This is a genomic window from Wolbachia endosymbiont of Trichogramma kaykai, assembly GCF_045765165.1.
Taxonomy (GTDB): domain Bacteria; phylum Pseudomonadota; class Alphaproteobacteria; order Rickettsiales; family Anaplasmataceae; genus Wolbachia.
This window is the reverse complement of record NZ_JBJJXK010000001.1, coordinates 1-16,253: the sequence shown is the minus strand read 5'-3', so window position 1 is coordinate 16,253 and position 16,253 is coordinate 1. Positions and strand designations below refer to the sequence as shown.

General features: G+C 34.6%; 15 protein-coding genes, 1 other RNA gene and 5 pseudogenes. 17 read left to right on the top strand and 4 right to left on the bottom strand.

The features are described 5' to 3' along the window. Window positions 1-66: 66 nt before the first annotated feature. Window positions 67-384 (bottom strand): hypothetical protein, encoded by a 318-nt coding sequence (locus tag wTKK_RS00105; protein ID WP_407511460.1) that lies wholly within the window; start codon window positions 382-384, stop codon window positions 67-69. Between the two features lie 14 nt (window positions 385-398). Further along, complete coding sequence (locus wTKK_RS00100; RefSeq protein WP_407511459.1) at window positions 399-824, bottom strand: hypothetical protein; 426 nt, start codon at window positions 822-824, stop codon at window positions 399-401. 142 nt (window positions 825-966) lie between these two features. On the opposite strand from wTKK_RS00100, the gene wTKK_RS00095 reads away from it, so the two are divergent. The 11 genes and pseudogenes from wTKK_RS00095 (at window position 967) to wTKK_RS00045 (ending at window position 8,075) form a co-directional block, all read left to right on the top strand. After that, entirely contained in the window at window positions 967-1,608 is a 642-nt protein-coding gene (locus tag wTKK_RS00095) for an HAD family hydrolase (protein WP_407511458.1), read from the top strand. Beyond that, window positions 1,608-2,081 carry an RDD family protein gene (locus wTKK_RS00090; protein WP_407511457.1) on the top strand — a complete coding sequence of 158 codons (474 nt, stop codon included), beginning with the start codon at window positions 1,608-1,610 and terminating at the stop codon, window positions 2,079-2,081. Before wTKK_RS00095 ends, wTKK_RS00090 begins: the two co-directional genes overlap by 1 nt. 53 nt (window positions 2,082-2,134) lie before the next feature. Next, window positions 2,135-2,611 carry a bacterioferritin gene (gene bfr, locus wTKK_RS00085; protein WP_407511456.1) on the top strand — a complete coding sequence of 159 codons (477 nt, stop codon included), beginning with the start codon at window positions 2,135-2,137 and terminating at the stop codon, window positions 2,609-2,611. A gap of 1 nt (window position 2,612) precedes the next feature. Then, complete coding sequence (locus wTKK_RS00080; RefSeq protein WP_407511455.1) at window positions 2,613-3,224, top strand: SURF1 family protein; 612 nt, start codon at window positions 2,613-2,615, stop codon at window positions 3,222-3,224. A 41-nt stretch (window positions 3,225-3,265) separates the two neighbouring features. Beyond that, window positions 3,266-3,400: pseudogene (locus tag wTKK_RS00075) on the top strand (recombinase zinc ribbon domain-containing protein); the annotation flags it as partial. A gap of 249 nt (window positions 3,401-3,649) precedes the next feature. After that, a pseudogene (locus wTKK_RS00070) lies at window positions 3,650-4,234 on the top strand (glutamate ligase domain-containing protein); the annotation flags it as partial. Window positions 4,235-4,354: 120 nt separating this feature from the next. Beyond that, window positions 4,355-4,500: pseudogene (locus tag wTKK_RS06190) on the top strand (WPE palindromic element domain-containing protein); the annotation flags it as partial. Between the two features lie 69 nt (window positions 4,501-4,569). Then, a complete protein-coding gene (eno, locus tag wTKK_RS00060; RefSeq protein WP_407511453.1) occupies window positions 4,570-5,844 on the top strand; it encodes a phosphopyruvate hydratase in 1,275 nt (424 codons plus the stop codon). After that, on the top strand, window positions 5,832-6,845 hold the full coding sequence (gene cgtA, locus wTKK_RS00055; protein ID WP_407511452.1) for an Obg family GTPase CgtA: 1,014 nt from the start codon (window positions 5,832-5,834) through the stop codon (window positions 6,843-6,845). The genes eno and cgtA overlap by 13 nt, the downstream gene beginning before the upstream one ends. A gap of 450 nt (window positions 6,846-7,295) precedes the next feature. Continuing rightward, window positions 7,296-7,630: a transfer-messenger RNA gene (ssrA, locus tag wTKK_RS00050) on the top strand. Window positions 7,631-7,646: 16 nt separating this feature from the next. Beyond that, window positions 7,647-8,075 carry a ClpXP protease specificity-enhancing factor SspB gene (locus tag wTKK_RS00045; RefSeq protein ID WP_407511451.1) on the top strand — a complete coding sequence of 143 codons (429 nt, stop codon included), beginning with the start codon at window positions 7,647-7,649 and terminating at the stop codon, window positions 8,073-8,075. A gap of 192 nt (window positions 8,076-8,267) precedes the next feature. Here wTKK_RS00045 and wTKK_RS00040 read toward each other — a convergent pair whose 3' ends face one another. Then, complete coding sequence (locus tag wTKK_RS00040; protein ID WP_407511450.1) at window positions 8,268-8,438, bottom strand: hypothetical protein; 171 nt, start codon at window positions 8,436-8,438, stop codon at window positions 8,268-8,270. A gap of 185 nt (window positions 8,439-8,623) precedes the next feature. On the opposite strand from wTKK_RS00040, the gene wTKK_RS00035 reads away from it, so the two are divergent. The 6 genes and pseudogenes from wTKK_RS00035 (at window position 8,624) to wTKK_RS00010 (ending at window position 14,148) form a co-directional block, all read left to right on the top strand. Beyond that, window positions 8,624-9,007: a hypothetical protein gene (locus wTKK_RS00035; RefSeq protein WP_407511449.1), complete on the top strand. Its 384-nt coding sequence runs from the start codon at window positions 8,624-8,626 to the stop codon at window positions 9,005-9,007. A gap of 218 nt (window positions 9,008-9,225) precedes the next feature. Then, window positions 9,226-9,525, top strand: coding sequence for a hypothetical protein (locus wTKK_RS00030; protein ID WP_407511448.1), 300 nt, complete (start codon window positions 9,226-9,228; stop codon window positions 9,523-9,525). 306 nt (window positions 9,526-9,831) lie between these two features. Further along, window positions 9,832-10,110, top strand: coding sequence for a YggT family protein (locus wTKK_RS00025; RefSeq protein WP_407511447.1), 279 nt, complete (start codon window positions 9,832-9,834; stop codon window positions 10,108-10,110). Further along, window positions 10,111-12,219 carry a DNA translocase FtsK gene (locus wTKK_RS00020; protein ID WP_407511446.1) on the top strand — a complete coding sequence of 703 codons (2,109 nt, stop codon included), beginning with the start codon at window positions 10,111-10,113 and terminating at the stop codon, window positions 12,217-12,219. It begins immediately after the preceding gene. Between the two features lie 190 nt (window positions 12,220-12,409). Then, window positions 12,410-12,967: a hypothetical protein gene (locus wTKK_RS00015; RefSeq protein WP_407511445.1), complete on the top strand. Its 558-nt coding sequence runs from the start codon at window positions 12,410-12,412 to the stop codon at window positions 12,965-12,967. 92 nt (window positions 12,968-13,059) lie between these two features. Further along, window positions 13,060-14,148, top strand: a pseudogene (locus tag wTKK_RS00010) (IS481 family transposase). Between the two features lie 23 nt (window positions 14,149-14,171). Here the strand turns inward: wTKK_RS00010 and topA are convergent. Further along, a pseudogene (topA, locus tag wTKK_RS00005) lies at window positions 14,172-16,253 on the bottom strand (type I DNA topoisomerase); the annotation flags it as partial.

Genomic DNA, 16,253 nt, shown 5'->3' with positions numbered 1-16,253 from the left:
GAACGAATTATTTGGCTATATATAGGTTTATCTTTTATAGGATCTTTGCTTACTGAAGGTTGTAACTTAGTTAGTGTATCTGCTTGAAAAGAAATCTTTTTTCAAAGTTTTTATTTTCTGAAACAGCTTTTTCAGAAGTATCTGCCTCACTAACTGAGTCACGATTTTGTCTTTTTGTACAGAGGTCTTTTCTTGTTTATTTTGATCAGAAATTTTGCCTTCTAATGTAGTTTGAGATTTTTTATTACTTTCAAACTCTGCAACTTTTTTACTTGTAAAAACGTCTTTTTCTTCGAATTTCTGTTTAAATCCAGCAATCTTTTTAAAATCTTCAGCTATTTTTTTTGCTGCATGATCCATTCGACCTTCAAGATTATGAATCAATTTTTTAATAGTCTTCACTTCATCTTTACGCCCTTTTTGAGCTTTAAGCTCTCGGTCAATTCAAAAATAATTTTTACTTTATCTTCCAATGAAGAATTTTCTGGAAAAACATCTTTAAGTTTCCGATTCAATTCGACGATCTTTTCAAAATCTTTAGCTACTTTTTTAGTTGCACGGTTCATTCGATCTCTAAGACTACGATTTAATTTTGCAATAGTCTTGATTTTATCTTCTAGTGAAAAATTATCTTCTGCAGAAATATCTTTTAACCTTTTCTCGAGATTTTCTTTGGTTACTTGCCTTTTGTGAGCTTTAAGTTCCTGGCGGAACTCATTGATAATCTTCACTTTATCTTCCAGCGACGTACCTTCTGGAAAAGCACCAGCAAAGACATCCTTGAATTTCTTCTCAATATCTGGTGTATCTTTAAGCTGTGTCATACCTACTAAATAAAAGCTTATACTAAAATCAGTATAGTAGTTAATTATGTAAAAATAGTTAAGACACAAGGAGCACCTCATTTATGCTTTTTTCATCAAAATATCATTTACTTGTTAAATTAAAATACGTAACAATATAAAAATGAAAAATAGCCCATTAGCGGTAGTATTCGATTGGGATAATACTTTAGTTGATACTCAAGATAATATTTCTAATGCCATTAAGCATACTTTAGACTTGATGGGATCTGGCAGTAAAGTTGTTGATAGAAATTCTCATGAATCAAGAAAGAGCTACATGGTCAATTTGTTTGGTGATCAGTGGAAAAAAGCGAACCAGATATATCAAAAATACCTAGATAATGCGTTGTTACAAAGTATTACTCTGAATGAAGGAGTAGAGAAAATGCTGCAGACACTGAAAAGCCACAATATTTACCTAGCGATAGTTAGCAATAAGAAAAATACTAATTTACGTCAAGAAGTTGCCTATTTTAAACTAGATTCTTACTTTGAAAGAGTAGTTGGCTCATGTGATGCTGCAGAAGATAAACCATCTGCAACTCCACTTCTGTTTGCACTGGAGGAGAGTACGCTACCTGTAAATAGAGAAAATGTGTTTTTTGTTGGTGACAGCATCACAGACATTCTATGTGCACAAAATGCAAATTGCTTACCTATTGTATATGGACAATCAATAAGAGGTTATGAGGATTTGTTATATTTTCAATATTTTAATAAACTTACAGAATTCATAGTCAAGTATTTGAAAGATAGGTGGTAATGACAGAGATAGCTAGTGTACACAGGCGCTTTTGCGCATATTTAATAGATGTAGGGATTTTATTAATTCCAACCTTACTAATTGTGTTGTCATTAGGGGATTTTCCATTAATTTTGCACCTGTCGTACATATGTATAAATTGTGGCTACTTTACATATTTTATATCTTCAACAGCTCAAGCAACTCCTGGTCAACAGTTGATGAATATATATACTATCACTTTAGATAGTTCTAAAATAGGTTTGAGCTTAGCATTTGATCGCACTATCTCTCAGTTTTTCCTTCCTGTGCTAAATAATTCAATTATCACCTTTATCAAACTTTTTCAAACATCAGTAAATGCTTTAAGTACACTAGAAGTGATTATAGTGATGCTTACCTTCAGTTGGTATTTAGTTGCTTGCTTCTCTCAGAGGAAACAGGCATTTCATGATGTGCTATTTGATACGATTGTTGTGAGAAAAATGAATTGATGTTGCCTTGATTGTTATGTAGATTACATTGGTATATTAGCTAAAGAAAGGTTATGAATAAAGAAATAGTAGAACATTTAAATAAATTACTTACAAATGAGCTGACTTCTGTACGCCAGTATCTTTTGCATTCTGCGATTCTTAAAAATAGCGGGATCAATAAACTTGCAGAAAAGATGAGAAAGGAGCTTAATGAAGAACTTGAGCATGCAAATAGGCTGGCAGAAAGAATTTTACTTCTTAAGGGCATGCCAAATTTTCAAGATACAAATAAAATCTCAAAGTATGAAGGAAAGTTCACAAAAGATACAATGCAGAAAATCTTAGAAGATAATTCTAACTTAGAAGAAGAAGGTATCAAGGGAATCAAAGAGGCAATTTCCGTTGCTGAAAAAGAAAAGGATTTCGTGAGTGTAATGTTATTAGAAGGACTACTGAAAAATGAGGAAGAGCACTTACATTGGATCAAAGGACAGATTTACCTTATTGAGCTTATGGATATTGAAAATTACTTGAGAACACAAATATAGAGTGTTAAGAAAAACAGTATTTATTTTCATTATACCTTTTTTACTTCTTTTTTCACTAGGGTTATGGCAGTTATTTAGGTTGAGCTGGAAGAATAATATTATCAAAAATATGGATCTTCCAGTTATTCGTCTACTGCCTAGTGATAATCTTTCAAAGTTTAACTACAGAAACGTTAAAATCGACGGAATTTTAAGTGACATAGAACTATATGTTTTCGCAGGTCAACGTGGCTATCATGTGCTGTCTCCTATATTGCTTACCACTGGACATTACATGTTGGTGAATAAAGGAATAGTTAGAGAAAAAAAAGAAGAAAAAGCAAAAATTGAAAAAGTAGCTTTGAGTGGAGTTTTATATTGTGATGGTAGCAAAAATTGGTTTATCAAAAATGATATTGCTTCAAATACGTGGTTTACCTTAAGTACAGAAGAAATCTCCAATGATCTAGGTATTAAGCTAGAAAAATGTATATTGTGGCAAGACAATTTTGGTGGAAAATTGACTATACAGCCAATTAAGCATTTGGAGTATGCAATTACTTGGTTTGCACTTTCCTTTATTTGTCTAATTATGTGCGTATTTTACTGTAGGCAAAATAGATATAAGTTGTAGGGAGGTAGCATGGAAAAAGAAGAGCTAAAAATAGAAAAAAAATGCAACAAAGAGGAAGTAAATACTTATTACAAGAATTAATTGTATGTCAGTATTGTAAATCCATTTATTATGGAATGAGTAATGCTAAGGGAGGAAGAAGTTACTATCGTTGTCCTGGAAAACGTTTTGGTGAATGTAACAGCAAATCAATACGCGCAGATATACTAGAAGGGGTAATATGGGAAGAAGTTAAGATGGTCAGAGAGCATATAACGAAGGAAAAGTGTGATTTATCAGAGGTAGATTGGGAGACTAAATTTAATATAATTAGAAAGTTAGTTCAGCGTATTGAAATTGATGATGATAATGTACATATGGTGTTTCGATTGAAAGAACTTGCTCTCGAAAGACAAAAAGAAGATATTCAACCTTGTACAAGAATTATAAAGAATGTAGTGCTATCAAATGCAATAGGAATGCATAAAGTTAGCAACGCCCTGGCTGCAATATCAGTTGCAGTGAAACTTGGAATTAGTGATGAAGAGATTAAAAAAGGTCTTTTGGAATTTAAAGGAGTAGCAAGGAGATTTTCTTTAATTGCTGATATTAAAGGTGTTAAGTTAATTGAGGATTATGCTCACCACCCAAATGAAATACAGGCAACCCTGGCAGCAGCACGTTTGACCACTAAAGGAAAGGTAACAGGAATTATCGAGCCGCTTCGTTTTGCTCGTATTCGTAATTTTTTTGATGAGTTCGTACGAATTTTCATGATGTTTGATTATGTAATTCTCACTCCTGTCCATCCTCCAGAAGATAAGCCTATTCCTGGCTGTGGAATTGATGATATAAAAAAAGCCTTGATCAGTAATGGGTTTAATGATGTGAAGATTATGAATGATGCTTTACTCATTTCACATTTTATTAGTAGTTCGACAAGTTCAGGAGATGTAGTATTATTTATTGGTGCTGGTAGTAATATAGCTAAACTAGCAAGAGAAGCTGCAAAGCTGCTGCTAGTAAAATAAACTTAAGCATTGGTGATTTATATGATAAAATTGTGTAGTAAAACTGGATCCCAGTGTCTAGGAAAACAACTGTACAGACATTGCGATATGGGGATAGCTTCCATTAAGAATGGTGTCATCCCAGTGCCCAGAAACTGGGATCCAGAAGACTTAACTTTAAATAAGTGGCTGTGTCATAAAAACTGGATTCCAGTGTCAAGCACTGGAATGACACCATCTGCTACTCAAATTATCTGTTTATCTGTAAGTTGCAATGTTCGTACACTGGAATGTTACAGTGCTGGGGTGACATTTCCCGAACGTGCACACAATTGTGAATCTAGTAGAGGTTTAGCATGATGAGAAAGACAATTAGCAGTGTATTTGCAAGAGAAATTTTAGATAGCAGGGGTTACCCAACAATTGAGGTAGAAATAGAAATATGTGATGGAACAACAGGTAGAGCCTCTGTCCCTTCTGGGGCTTCGACCGGTAAACTAGAAGCATTGGAGCTGAGAGATCAAGATGAAAAAAGGTATTGTGGTAAGGGAGTGCTGAAAGCTGTTCAGTCTGTGAGTGAAGTGATAGCAAATAAAATCATTGGCATGGATGCAGCAAACCAGAGTGCAATTGATAAAGTTTTAATTGAACTAGATGGAACAAAAAATAAATCTAAACTTGGAGCAAATGCAACTTTGGGTGTGTCTCTTGCTGTTGCAAAAGCAGCAGCAAACAGCTTTAAAATGCCGTTATATAAGTATTTGGGAGTAGGGGAAGAGCAGATGCCAGTTCCACTCATTAACGTAATGAATGGTGGAGTACATGCGGATAATAAACTCGATTTTCAAGAATTTATGATTCTTCCGGTTGGTGCTGAAACTTTCAGTGAAGCAATCAGAATATCTGCAGAGGTATTTCATAACTTGCACAGCATTCTTAAGAAAAAAGGTTATAGCACAAACGTAGGAGATGAAGGTGGTTTTGCACCAAACATTGGAAGCACTGAAGAAGCTCTTAATTTGATAATTCAGGCTGTTGAATCTGCCGGTTATTCGATGAGAAATCACTTTGCACTGGGTCTTGATGTTGCTGCATCTACTTTTTATGAAGGTGGAGTTTATAAATTTGAAAACAGAGAACTCACTTCAGAGGAATTGGTTCAGTATTATTTCGACCTTGTAGGCAAATATCCAATAATTTCTATAGAAGATGCAATGAATGAAGATGACTATGAAGGTTGGAAATTACTTACTATAAAACTTGGGAATAAAGTTCAATTGGTTGGAGATGATTTATTTGTTACAAATTGTGAACTAATAAGTAAAGGAATAGAGGAGAAAATGGCAAATGCTGTACTAATCAAGCCAAACCAGATAGGAACACTTACGGAAACTTTTGCTGCTATTGAAATGGCAAAATTAAATGGCTACAGGGCTATTATTTCTCACCGCTCAGGTGAAACAGAAGATACAACGATATCCCACATATCAGTTGCGTCGAATTGTGGGCAAATAAAGACTGGCTCGCTGTCGCGTTCTGATAGGCTTGCAAAGTATAATGAATTGATGAGAATAGAAAGTTCATTAGGAGAAAATGCTAAATATTATCGCGGGTTAGCATGGATTTCATAGACGAAGTTAAATTATATTTAAAAGCAGGTGATGGTGGCGATGGTTGCGCGAGTTTTCGTCGAGAAAAATTCGTTGAATTTGGTGGTCCAAACGGTGGTAATGGGGGCAGGGGAGGAGACATAATTTTCATCAGTGATGCAAATCTCAACACTTTGCTTAATTTTCGTTGTCGAAGACACATTAAAGCGAGTAATGGAAAAAGTGGTGCGAGTAGAGATAGATCTGGCACAGCTGGAAAAGATATTATACTTAGAGTTCCAGTTGGTACACAAATAATCGATGAAGAAAGTGAGGAAGTGATAGTAGATCTTGATAAACCCGACACGGAATTTCAAGTAGTGAAAGGTGGAAAAGGTGGGCTTGGAAATACTAACTTTAAATCTGCTACTAATAGGGCACCAAGGCATTTTACCCATGGTCATCCTGGAGAAGAAAGAAATATAATATTGAAGCTAAAAGTTTTATCTGATGTTGGCATTATTGGTATGCCAAATGCGGGTAAATCGAAATTTTTAACCCGCTGCTCAAATTCTGATACGAAAGTAGACGATTATGCATTTACTACTATAAGACCACATTTAGGTGTAGCAAAAGTGGATTATAGCGAAATTGTGATAGCGGATATTCCTGGAATAATCGCTGATGCTCATCTTGGAGTTGGGCTCGGACACAAGTTTTTAAAGCACATAGAAAGATGTAGAATTTTACTGCATTTAATTGATGTAACTCACGATGATATTATTTCAGCTTATAATTGTACACATAATGAACTGAAGCTTTACAATAGCGATCTTATTGAAAAAGAGGAAATTGTAGTGTTAAATAAATGTGACTTATTGGAAGAAACAGAAATCCTTGAGAAAAGGAATCACCTAGCCGTTTTTCTTGATAGAGAAGTACTGTGCTTATCAATCGACGATGATTTACAGCCCATCTTGAGATCATTAAACGAGAGAGTGAAAACTAAGGAAATTGGTGTATATGATCCTTTTAAGATGTGAATTTTTTATTTGACAATCAAAGTCTGGATTCCAGTGGGTAATTTTCCACAGTTATCTGCATTTTTTGTTCCACAACTTATCTTTTTTTTCGGCTTGTGCCATTTCTCACACTGTCTCTTGCTTTCTTGAACTCAGAAATTCAATAGCTACAAAAGCATTTGAGTAGTTTTTTGTTAAGAATTAGGCATAGAATCCCCCATATTTATTAATAAAGAACAGAAAAAATGTAACGCACATACGACAGAGATTAAGCATATGTGTGCACCCATTTGCGCTGAAGAAGATACCGCTACATTCTTTACTGAGTTTAATTATTTGATAAAAAAGCCTGCAGACGAAGATAGATTTTGAGCTCTAAAAATAACTCTACTTTGATTATACTAAGATTAGATAAATAGGCGAAGTAATTTTTATATTAATTTTTTAGCTTACAACCGATTTTACGTTCAACAACTTGACATTTATTCAATACTACTGTATAACAAAGACGTGCATTTTTTGTACTATGGCAATAAAATTACCTTGTAATAGGTGTATTGGACCCGAGGGCAGTACTCGGCGCCTCCACCATATTTTTGATTAATATGGGGGCGAGTAAGGATCGACATGCATAGTAAAGATGGTAGCTTTGCTCGGTTAGATACCACCGCTAAGAGTTCACAATTTAGATGCAAACGATAACTTTGCTGCTGAAAACAATGTTGCATTAGCTGCTTAATTTAGGCACTGTAACTTCATTGCTATAAGCACGGTTTAGGGAACGCCGGGTAACAGAAGTTTCCCCAAACATGTAAGGGATATATGGATAAAACAGATTATCAGAAGTCGCTTAGTCGTGCTAAATTTCAGGTTATCAAAAAGGCTCTGGATACTATATTAGATAATGTTTTTACTCCTCACTTAGAGATACTGTTTTTTACGCGATTTAATGGTGTTGTCATACCAGACTACTTGAAAGAATCATATCCTACTCAAATGCTTATTATATTACAGCACCAATTTTATAGTCTAAAAGTTTGTGAGGATAAGTTTAGCGTCAGTTTGAGCTTTCGTGGAAAACAAGAACAAGTAACTGTACCGTTTTTTGCCATTAGTGAGTTTCATGATAAAATTTCAGGAGATACTTTAGTATTTAGCGTTGATTATGATAAAGAATATGAAAGTGAGAAATGTGCTGAAAAGTCATCAAATGGTAGTATTATATCTATAGATCAACTTTACGATAAGTAGTTTTATAATATCACTTAAAAGAAGTGATCTCATTAAGTAATGGGTAATTAAAATAAGGAAAATGGTTCTGAACACTTATCTTGTCATATAGATATCCATTCAGGTGTATGGCTAATGTGCAAATGTTTAAACCAGTGATTTCTTTCTTGTTATGCAAGTAGCCGATGCTGTTTCCTTTGTAATGGTGTCATCTCAGTGCTCAGACACAGAATTGTATGAATATTTAATTTGTGAAAGCAGTGTGCTAAATATTATAGCAGATTTTGCCTCAAACACAAAGGTATCGAGCACTGGCACGATACCGTTTATTTCTGCGATTGTCTTATCTATCTTATTTTGCCACTCTGCTGAAGAGATACTCATATTGTATACATCTCTCCGTTAAATTATCAATAAGTTTTCTATCCGCGTGGAATCAAAGATTACAATATCTTATTAAATTTTAATAAAAATCTTTAAAATTTTATGTCATACTTAATATATTATTAAAATATTAGGTAGCAGCAATGTCAACATATATAAAAGAGTAAGCCAACGATATTTGTGGATTGCAAATATCAAAAATTCATCTTCTTAAGGAAGACAAGGTCAGAGTCTTTTTCAAAAATGATAATGGAAAAACTTTTGATCGAACTTTCTCAAAAAGAGATATTGCAGAATTTTTAAACCAAACTATTGAAACTGAAGACTTTGTTATCACGCAAGATATAGAGAATAGCATCGCTTGTAATATAAAAGGAATTTATAAAGACAGCAAAGGGAAATATCACTACACAGAAATAATATCATATACTCAGGTAAAGTTGGCTTATGAAGAGTATACACAAAAATTTAAGAGAGAAGATGGTATCAAATTAGGATTAAATCGAAATATTTCCACAGCCATAGGGAACATGCCAACATTGAGTGGATGGGGTATAAAAAAATTCTAGGCTCTTTAATCCTAGAAACGGATTATGTAACCCATTAAGTAACTTAATTGTTTCTATGAAGCTAGAAAGTAGAGAAGACTTTTTAAGCTTTTTTAATAGACTAAATAACAAAATAACCGAGCAAGATATTATAGATTACCTTAATGGCAATGAAGAAAAAGAATGGCAGTTACATTTGATACTAGTTCTATCAGAGTGCTTACCTATTTTATGTTTTTATGATGCTAAAAAGAGTAAAAATTTTGTTTTCTCTGACAACATCTTGCTCAATAAACAAAAATTTTTCTTTGATCCTAAAACAAAAAAAACAAGCTTCCATTTCCCAAGATCAACTTGAGCATGCATTAGATAACACAAAATCAGAGTATTATATAATGTTTAGCTGCCGCCGCAGTTATTATTATAAAGATGAAAAGCTCATTAAAGATGGGCATGCTATGCTAATATATAAGGGAGAAATAGTAGGTACATATTTTTTGACGCTAATATTGGAGTGGTTGGTTTTTGTTCTAAAATAGGCATTGCGCAATTGGAACTAAAGATGTGCTTGATTTGATAAACCTTGCCATCTAGTATTATTCAGCCAGTGGATATTTTAGAGAGCAAGTTCCACATAGCTGTGACACATTAATTTTGCTTCGAGATGTAACATTGGCGCTGCAGGAAGTTAAGAATTTTACAGTAGAGGTAATCCAAGGCAGCAAATAGTGGACATCTCTGTTGATAAACAGACTAATCAGTTAGTGTTTGCACCTATTTATTATTGTGGGGCTTGATTTTATATCTATCACTACACATAATAGGTTTTAGTATAAATTAGTAATATGCATCCAATCATATACTTACTTAACCTGCTACTAGATCTTTACAGCTTCATTCTAATATGCTCGGTTGTTCTCGATTTGCTGATTAAATTGAATGTGGTTAACATGTATAATGAGATTGTAAGCAGCATAATGCAAACTTTCAACAGACTCACTTATCCTCCACTAAAGGTTATCAGAAGGTATATACAACCATTCAATGGGTTGGATTTATCCGTGATGCTATTGATAATAGCAATTCACTTTGTAAAATATACAATTACTTATTACTTTAAGTAGATGTTAAAAAAACAGCTAAAATCAGCGATATACCTATTACTCTTAATGTATATATATATATCGGTTTTTAGCTATAATTATAAAGATCCATCCTTAAACACATCTACAAATGAGGAAGTAACAAATTTAGGTGGAATAGTAGGTTCATATTTAGCTGATATATTAGTTCAATTTTTTGGACTCGCTAGTATTACAATAGCTACAACCATAGTTTACTTTTTGATATCAAAAAGGCTGCTGAAAACTTTCTATTTAATATTAATCAATTTAGGAATATGTGCTACATTAGCGCAACTTTTGCTCGGTATCACTACTAGGTACATGCACAGTGGAATAGTCGGCAATACTCTAATTGGCCACTGCCCGTTTTACATATTCACAGTAGTAGCATCAATAGGTATCGTAGGATTGATTGGTTGGAAGAGAACGGTTTATTCTTTGCTTTTCCTATGTAAAAAAATATTTCCCCTTTTTACAAAGGTTCTGTTTTTCAGGTTACGTAAAACTACTGATTATTCAATAGCACCATTAGTAATAGAGGGAAAATATAGAACCACTAGACAACAACCAAAAGAAAGACAGAAAAAAGCTACCGAAGAGATTTTTAAACCACCTTCTAGCGAGTTTGAGTTTCCAAGCATTCACTTACTTTCTAAAGTAGAAGAATCTATGCAGAGAAAACAGTTGAATGCATTAGAGAGCAATAAGAATTTATCTCTGCTCGAACAGGTGCTGAGTGATTTTGGCGTGCAAGGAAAAATTATAAGTGTATGTTATGGACCGGTTGTGACTTTATACAAACTTGAACCACAAGCAGGTACAAAATCTGCAAGAGTGATTGGTCTTGCAGATGATATTGCACGTTCAATGAGTGCACTTTCTGCACGTATTTCAATAATTCGTGGACAAAATGCCATGGGAATAGAATTGCCAAACAAGGAGCGAGAGATTGTGATGCTGCGTGATTTACTTGAATCGCCAGAATACCAAAATGCAAACTTAAATCTTCCAATTGCGCTTGGTAAGGAAATAAGCGGAAAACCAGTTATTGCAGATCTGACTAAAATGCCCCACTTGCTTGTTGCCGGAACTACAGGGTCAGGTAAGTCGGTTGCAATTAACACGATGATTCTGTCGCTTGTTTATCGGCTAAGTCCTGATGAATGTAAGATGATAATGATCGATCCAAAAATGCTTGAGCTTTCAATATATGATGCAATACCGCATCTAATAACACCAGTGGTAACAGAGCCAAAAAAAGCTGTTATTGCTCTTAAGTGGATTGTGAAAGAGATGGAAAATCGCTATCGTATGATGTCATATTTAAATGTGCGGAATGTAATAAACTATAATCAAAAAATTACAGAAGCGATGAATAGCAGAATAGAATTGGAACGTGTTGTACAGATTGGCTTTAACCCAACAACTGGTAAACCTTTGTTTGAAAAAATACCGATTAAAATGGAGACATTTCCGTATATTGTGGTGATTGTAGATGAAATGGCAGATTTAATGCTTGTTGCTGGCAAAGATATAGAATGCTCTATTCAACGTTTAGCTCAGATGGCTCGTGCTGCAGGAATACACATCATAATGGCAACGCAACGTCCGTCTGTAGATGTGATAACAGGTGTGATAAAAGCAAACTTTCCAACGAGAATTAGTTTTGCTGTTACTTCTAAGATAGATAGCCGTACAATACTTGGTGAACAAGGGGCTGAACAATTGCTCGGTATGGGTGATATGCTTTATATGGCTTCTGGTGGTAAGATTATTCGAGTTCACGGTCCATTTGTAAGTGATGATGAGGTGCAAAATATAGTTGATCATCTAAAAACGCAAGGTGAGCCAAACTACATGGAAGAAATCACTCAAGAAGATGAAAATTCTTTTGTGGAATCAGAAGGTGAAACAGAAGATGAAGAGAACGATCTATACAAGCAAGCAGTTGCCATCATTCAGAGAGATCAAAAGGTTTCAACTAGTTACATTCAAAGGCAACTTAGAATAGGCTATAACAGAGCTGCAAATATTGTTGAAAGAATGGAGAAAGAAGGTATTGTCAGTGCTCCGAGTTGCTCAGGAAAGAGAGAGATATTGGTAGAATAATCGCTAACTTAAACCAAGGAAAGTTATTTCTAAGATCAACAGATCTCTTGCATAATGGGAATTCAAAAGTTCCAGTTCATGACGCTGGAATCCAGATATTTCTTATTAGATCCCAGTTGTGTAGTGTTTAATACTAAATTAACTACTAAAAACGTACAATAGTAATATATTAATTAGCTAGGGGGTTAAAATGGGTATAACCAAATTTGTATTCGGTTTTGATAAATTGGATGTAACAGCGTTGCAGGAAAGTCAAAATATTGATGCTAAAAAGTTTCAAGAAGTATTTAGCGCATTAAAAGAATGGCAAGAAGCTCAAAAGATAGATGCTAAACAGTTTGAAGGGGTATTTAGTGCATTAAAGGAGTGGCAAGAAGCTCAAAAGATAGATGTTGAGCAGTTTGAAAAAGTTTTTGGTGCATTAGAAGACAAGATTGGTACTGAGCAGTTTCAAGCTATGCAAGAGCACTTAAGCGGCTTGCAAGAAAAGTTTACAGGCTTAGAAGAAAAAGTAGAAACATTTGCAGACATGGTAGGGGGACAAGAACAAGCAATACTAACTTGTGCCATAGTCAGTGCTGTTGCTGTAATAGCTGTAACTAGTTTTGTTGCATTCTGTATCTATCAGGGAGTTAAGCTTGATAAAGAGAAGAAAAACGACTTGTCTCAAGATATGCCAAGCGGAAAGTTTCATAATATGAATGATACTGAAAAACTGAAGAATAACTTACAGCAAGGAAGAGTGTAATGCTCTTCTTGAAGCTAAAATAGTTTAGATTTGATCTGACAGATTAATAAAGTAAGATAAAAATATAAATAAATTTTAAAGGAGTGTCAGACATGAGTACAACACAAGAAAAAATACTAGAACCAAAGTTGGGGTTGCTAGAACTTGCAAAGCAATTAGGAAATGTATCCCAAGCGTGTAAAGTAATGGGATATTCAAGGGATACATTTTACCGCTTCAAAGAGCTATATGAAACAGGAGGGGAAAAGCATTATATGAGATAAACAAAAGCAAACCATTACTTACCAATAGAGTACCAAAGGATACAAAAGAAGCAGTAGTTAAAATAGCAGTAGAGTTTCCAGCATATGGACAAGAAAGAGCAGCTAATGAATTAAAGAAAAAAGGAATTCTAATATCTGCTAGTGGTATAAGGTCAATATGGCAAAGAAACGATCTCGAAAATTTTAAAAAGAGATTGAAAGCCCTGGAAGCAAAGGTGGTCCAAGACGGTATAATTTTAACGGAGGAGCAAGTTGCTGCTTTAGAAAAAAACTAGGGAACAAAAAGAAGCCAATGGCGAAATTGAGACACAACACCCTGGATACTTAGGTAGTCAAGATACCTATTATGTAGGCAATATCAAAGGTATTCGAAGAATTTATCAACAAACTTTTATTGACACCTACTCTAGAGTGGCCTTCGCTAAGCTTTATACGGAGAAAACTGCTATCACAGCTGCAGATCTTCTCAATGATAGAGTTATACCATTTTTTGATGAACAGAAAGTTCCATTGCTACGCATTTTAACTGATCGTGGTACAGAGTATTGTGGTAAACCAGGTAGTCATGCGTACCTGTTATATTTGGGAGTAGAAAATATTGATCATTCTAGAACCAAAGCTTATTCTCCACAAACTAATGGTATATGTCAAAGGTTTCATAGAACTATGCAAGATGAATGTTACAATATTATCTTTAGGAAAAAGATTTATAGTACTTTGGAGGAGCTTCAGTTAGATGTCGTCATTGGTTGCATTCTTATAACAGAGATAGAACTCATTCCAGTAAGTATTGCTATGCCTATGCAGACCTTTTTTGATAGTATGAGTATTGCTTACCAAAAAAAAATATTGATAACATTAAAACAGATTCTGATATCAGTTTTGAACTCGTCAATTCTTCTGTCAGATCAAGTCTAAATTATTAGAGGTATGCAAGAAGTCTACTTTTTATTCTTAATTAACTTTAAAGCCTTCTTCAGATCTATACTTTCAATATCTGCATTCTTGCCCAAAGCAACGTTTGTTTTACCGCATTTTATATAGAATCCGTACCTACCGTTGCAGATAAAAACTTCTTTTCCCTTTTCATTAAAACCAAGAGATTTTAGCTCTTTGCGTGGGCTGCTCTCTATAATTTGTATAGCTTCGTTTAATTGTGTGTCTAATACCTCCTTAGAGCTTTTCTTAAGAGAAAAGTATCGACCATCATAGAGAATATAGTACCCAAATCGTCCAAGACCTATTTTTACTTCCTTTCCAGTTTCTGGGGTTCTCCGATTACTTTCGGCAAGGAAAGTAATCGAGTGGCGGTATTTAGATCAATATCATTAACATTTATATCTTTTGGTACAGAAATCTTTTTTTTCTTTTCTGACTCACTATTAAACTCCAGATAAAGTCCAAAAGGACCTTTTTTGATCATTACCTCTTGGCCTGTCACATCATCTATACCCAAACTTTTTGGATATTCTGAATTGTCATTACTGCCCGTAATTTCTTTTGTATGATTGCATGCAGGATAGTTAGAACATCCAAGAAATACACCGGCTTTTCCAAAATTTAATTTCAATATACCACTAGAGCAATTAGGACATTTTTTACCTATTTCTTCCTTTCTCTTCCTCTGAGCAAAACCAATTGACTACCAAATCACGAATACCACTAAAAATCTCATCATGTGTCATTTGCTTAACAGAATTTACATGATTAAAAAATGGCACCCAAAAATAGCCTAGTTCTTTTTTCCAATCTGCATGTCCATTTGAGATTGAATCAAGCCTTTCTTCCATTTGTGCTGTAAAGTCATACTCTACACAACGCTGAAAAAAAGTTTCCAAAAATATAGTCACGATCTTACCGCGGCTGCTTGGAATAAATCTTTTGTTATCCAATGAAACATATTCACGATCTTGTAATACCGAAATAATTGTTGCGTAAGTTGATGGGCGACCTATACCGACTTCTTCCATTTTTTTTACTATACTCGCTTCACTATAACGAGGTGGCGGTTGAGTAAAATGCTGTTTCGGATCAACAGAAATCAACTTGCACGCTTCCTCTTCCTTCATGGCAGGTAGCAGGCCTTCATTTTCGGCTTCTATGTTATCTTGATAGACTTTATAAAAACCATCAAAGAATATACTTGATCCACTTGCTCGCAGAATCACTTTATGGTCGATAGAACTAATTGCAACTACCACTTGATCAAGAAGCGCCGATTCCATTTGACTTGCGATGGTTCTTTTCCAGATTAAATCGTATAATTTAAATTGCTCTGGTGTTAAGTAATCCTTAATACTACCCGGTGTTCTATTAATATCAGTTGGCCGGATTGCTTCATGTGCTTCTTGAGCATTTTTGACCTTTTTTACATATTGACGAGGAGAATGCGGTAAATATTTATCACCATATAATGACTTAATTGATCCCCTGATTGAGTTTATAGCCTCATCTGCAATATGAAACCCATCTGTACGCATGTAAGTTATCAACCCTACCGTTTCACCACCAATATTGATACCTTCATATAAATTTTGCGCTACTCGCATAACATTTTTCACATTAAAATACAGTTTATTCACTGCATCTTGCTGAAGACTTGAGGTGATAAATGGAGGAAGCGGGTTTCTCTTAACTTGCTTGCGTTCTACTGTGCTCACAGCATACTGCCTTGACTCGATCTCCCTGACTAAGTTCTTTGCCTCTTCTTCATTCTTAATATCAAATTTTTCTAGCTTTTTATTGTCATAGTGGCTTATCGTAGCAAAAAAAGCCTCATCTTTGCTATTTTGTATTTCTGCCTTTATGCTCCAATACTCCTGTGTTATAAACTTACTGATTTCGTCCTCTCGTTCGCATATAAGCTTTAATGCAACAGACTGCACTCGCCCTGCAGATTTGCTTCCCGACAATTTTGTCCACAGCAGCGGTGACAAGCTAAATCCAACTAGATAATCCAAAGCTCTGCGTGCTTGCTGTGCACGCACTAAGTCCATATTAATTTCACGTGGATTTTTTATAGC

Coding starts and splice junctions, on each gene's coding strand:
- wTKK_RS00100 (WP_407511459.1), bottom strand. CDS start 824: ATGACACAGCTTAAAGATACACCAGATATTGAGAAGAAATTCAAGGAT.
- wTKK_RS00095 (WP_407511458.1), top strand. CDS start 967: ATGAAAAATAGCCCATTAGCGGTAGTATTCGATTGGGATAATACTTTA.
- wTKK_RS00090 (WP_407511457.1), top strand. CDS start 1,608: ATGACAGAGATAGCTAGTGTACACAGGCGCTTTTGCGCATATTTAATA.
- bfr (WP_407511456.1), top strand. CDS start 2,135: ATGAATAAAGAAATAGTAGAACATTTAAATAAATTACTTACAAATGAG.
- eno (WP_407511453.1), top strand. CDS start 4,570: ATGATGAGAAAGACAATTAGCAGTGTATTTGCAAGAGAAATTTTAGAT.
- cgtA (WP_407511452.1), top strand. CDS start 5,832: ATGGATTTCATAGACGAAGTTAAATTATATTTAAAAGCAGGTGATGGT.
- wTKK_RS00045 (WP_407511451.1), top strand. CDS start 7,647: ATGGATAAAACAGATTATCAGAAGTCGCTTAGTCGTGCTAAATTTCAG.
- wTKK_RS00040 (WP_407511450.1), bottom strand. CDS start 8,438: ATGAGTATCTCTTCAGCAGAGTGGCAAAATAAGATAGATAAGACAATC.
- wTKK_RS00030 (WP_407511448.1), top strand. CDS start 9,226: ATGATGCTAAAAAGAGTAAAAATTTTGTTTTCTCTGACAACATCTTGC.
- wTKK_RS00025 (WP_407511447.1), top strand. CDS start 9,832: ATGCATCCAATCATATACTTACTTAACCTGCTACTAGATCTTTACAGC.
- wTKK_RS00020 (WP_407511446.1), top strand. CDS start 10,111: ATGTTAAAAAAACAGCTAAAATCAGCGATATACCTATTACTCTTAATG.
- wTKK_RS00015 (WP_407511445.1), top strand. CDS start 12,410: ATGGGTATAACCAAATTTGTATTCGGTTTTGATAAATTGGATGTAACA.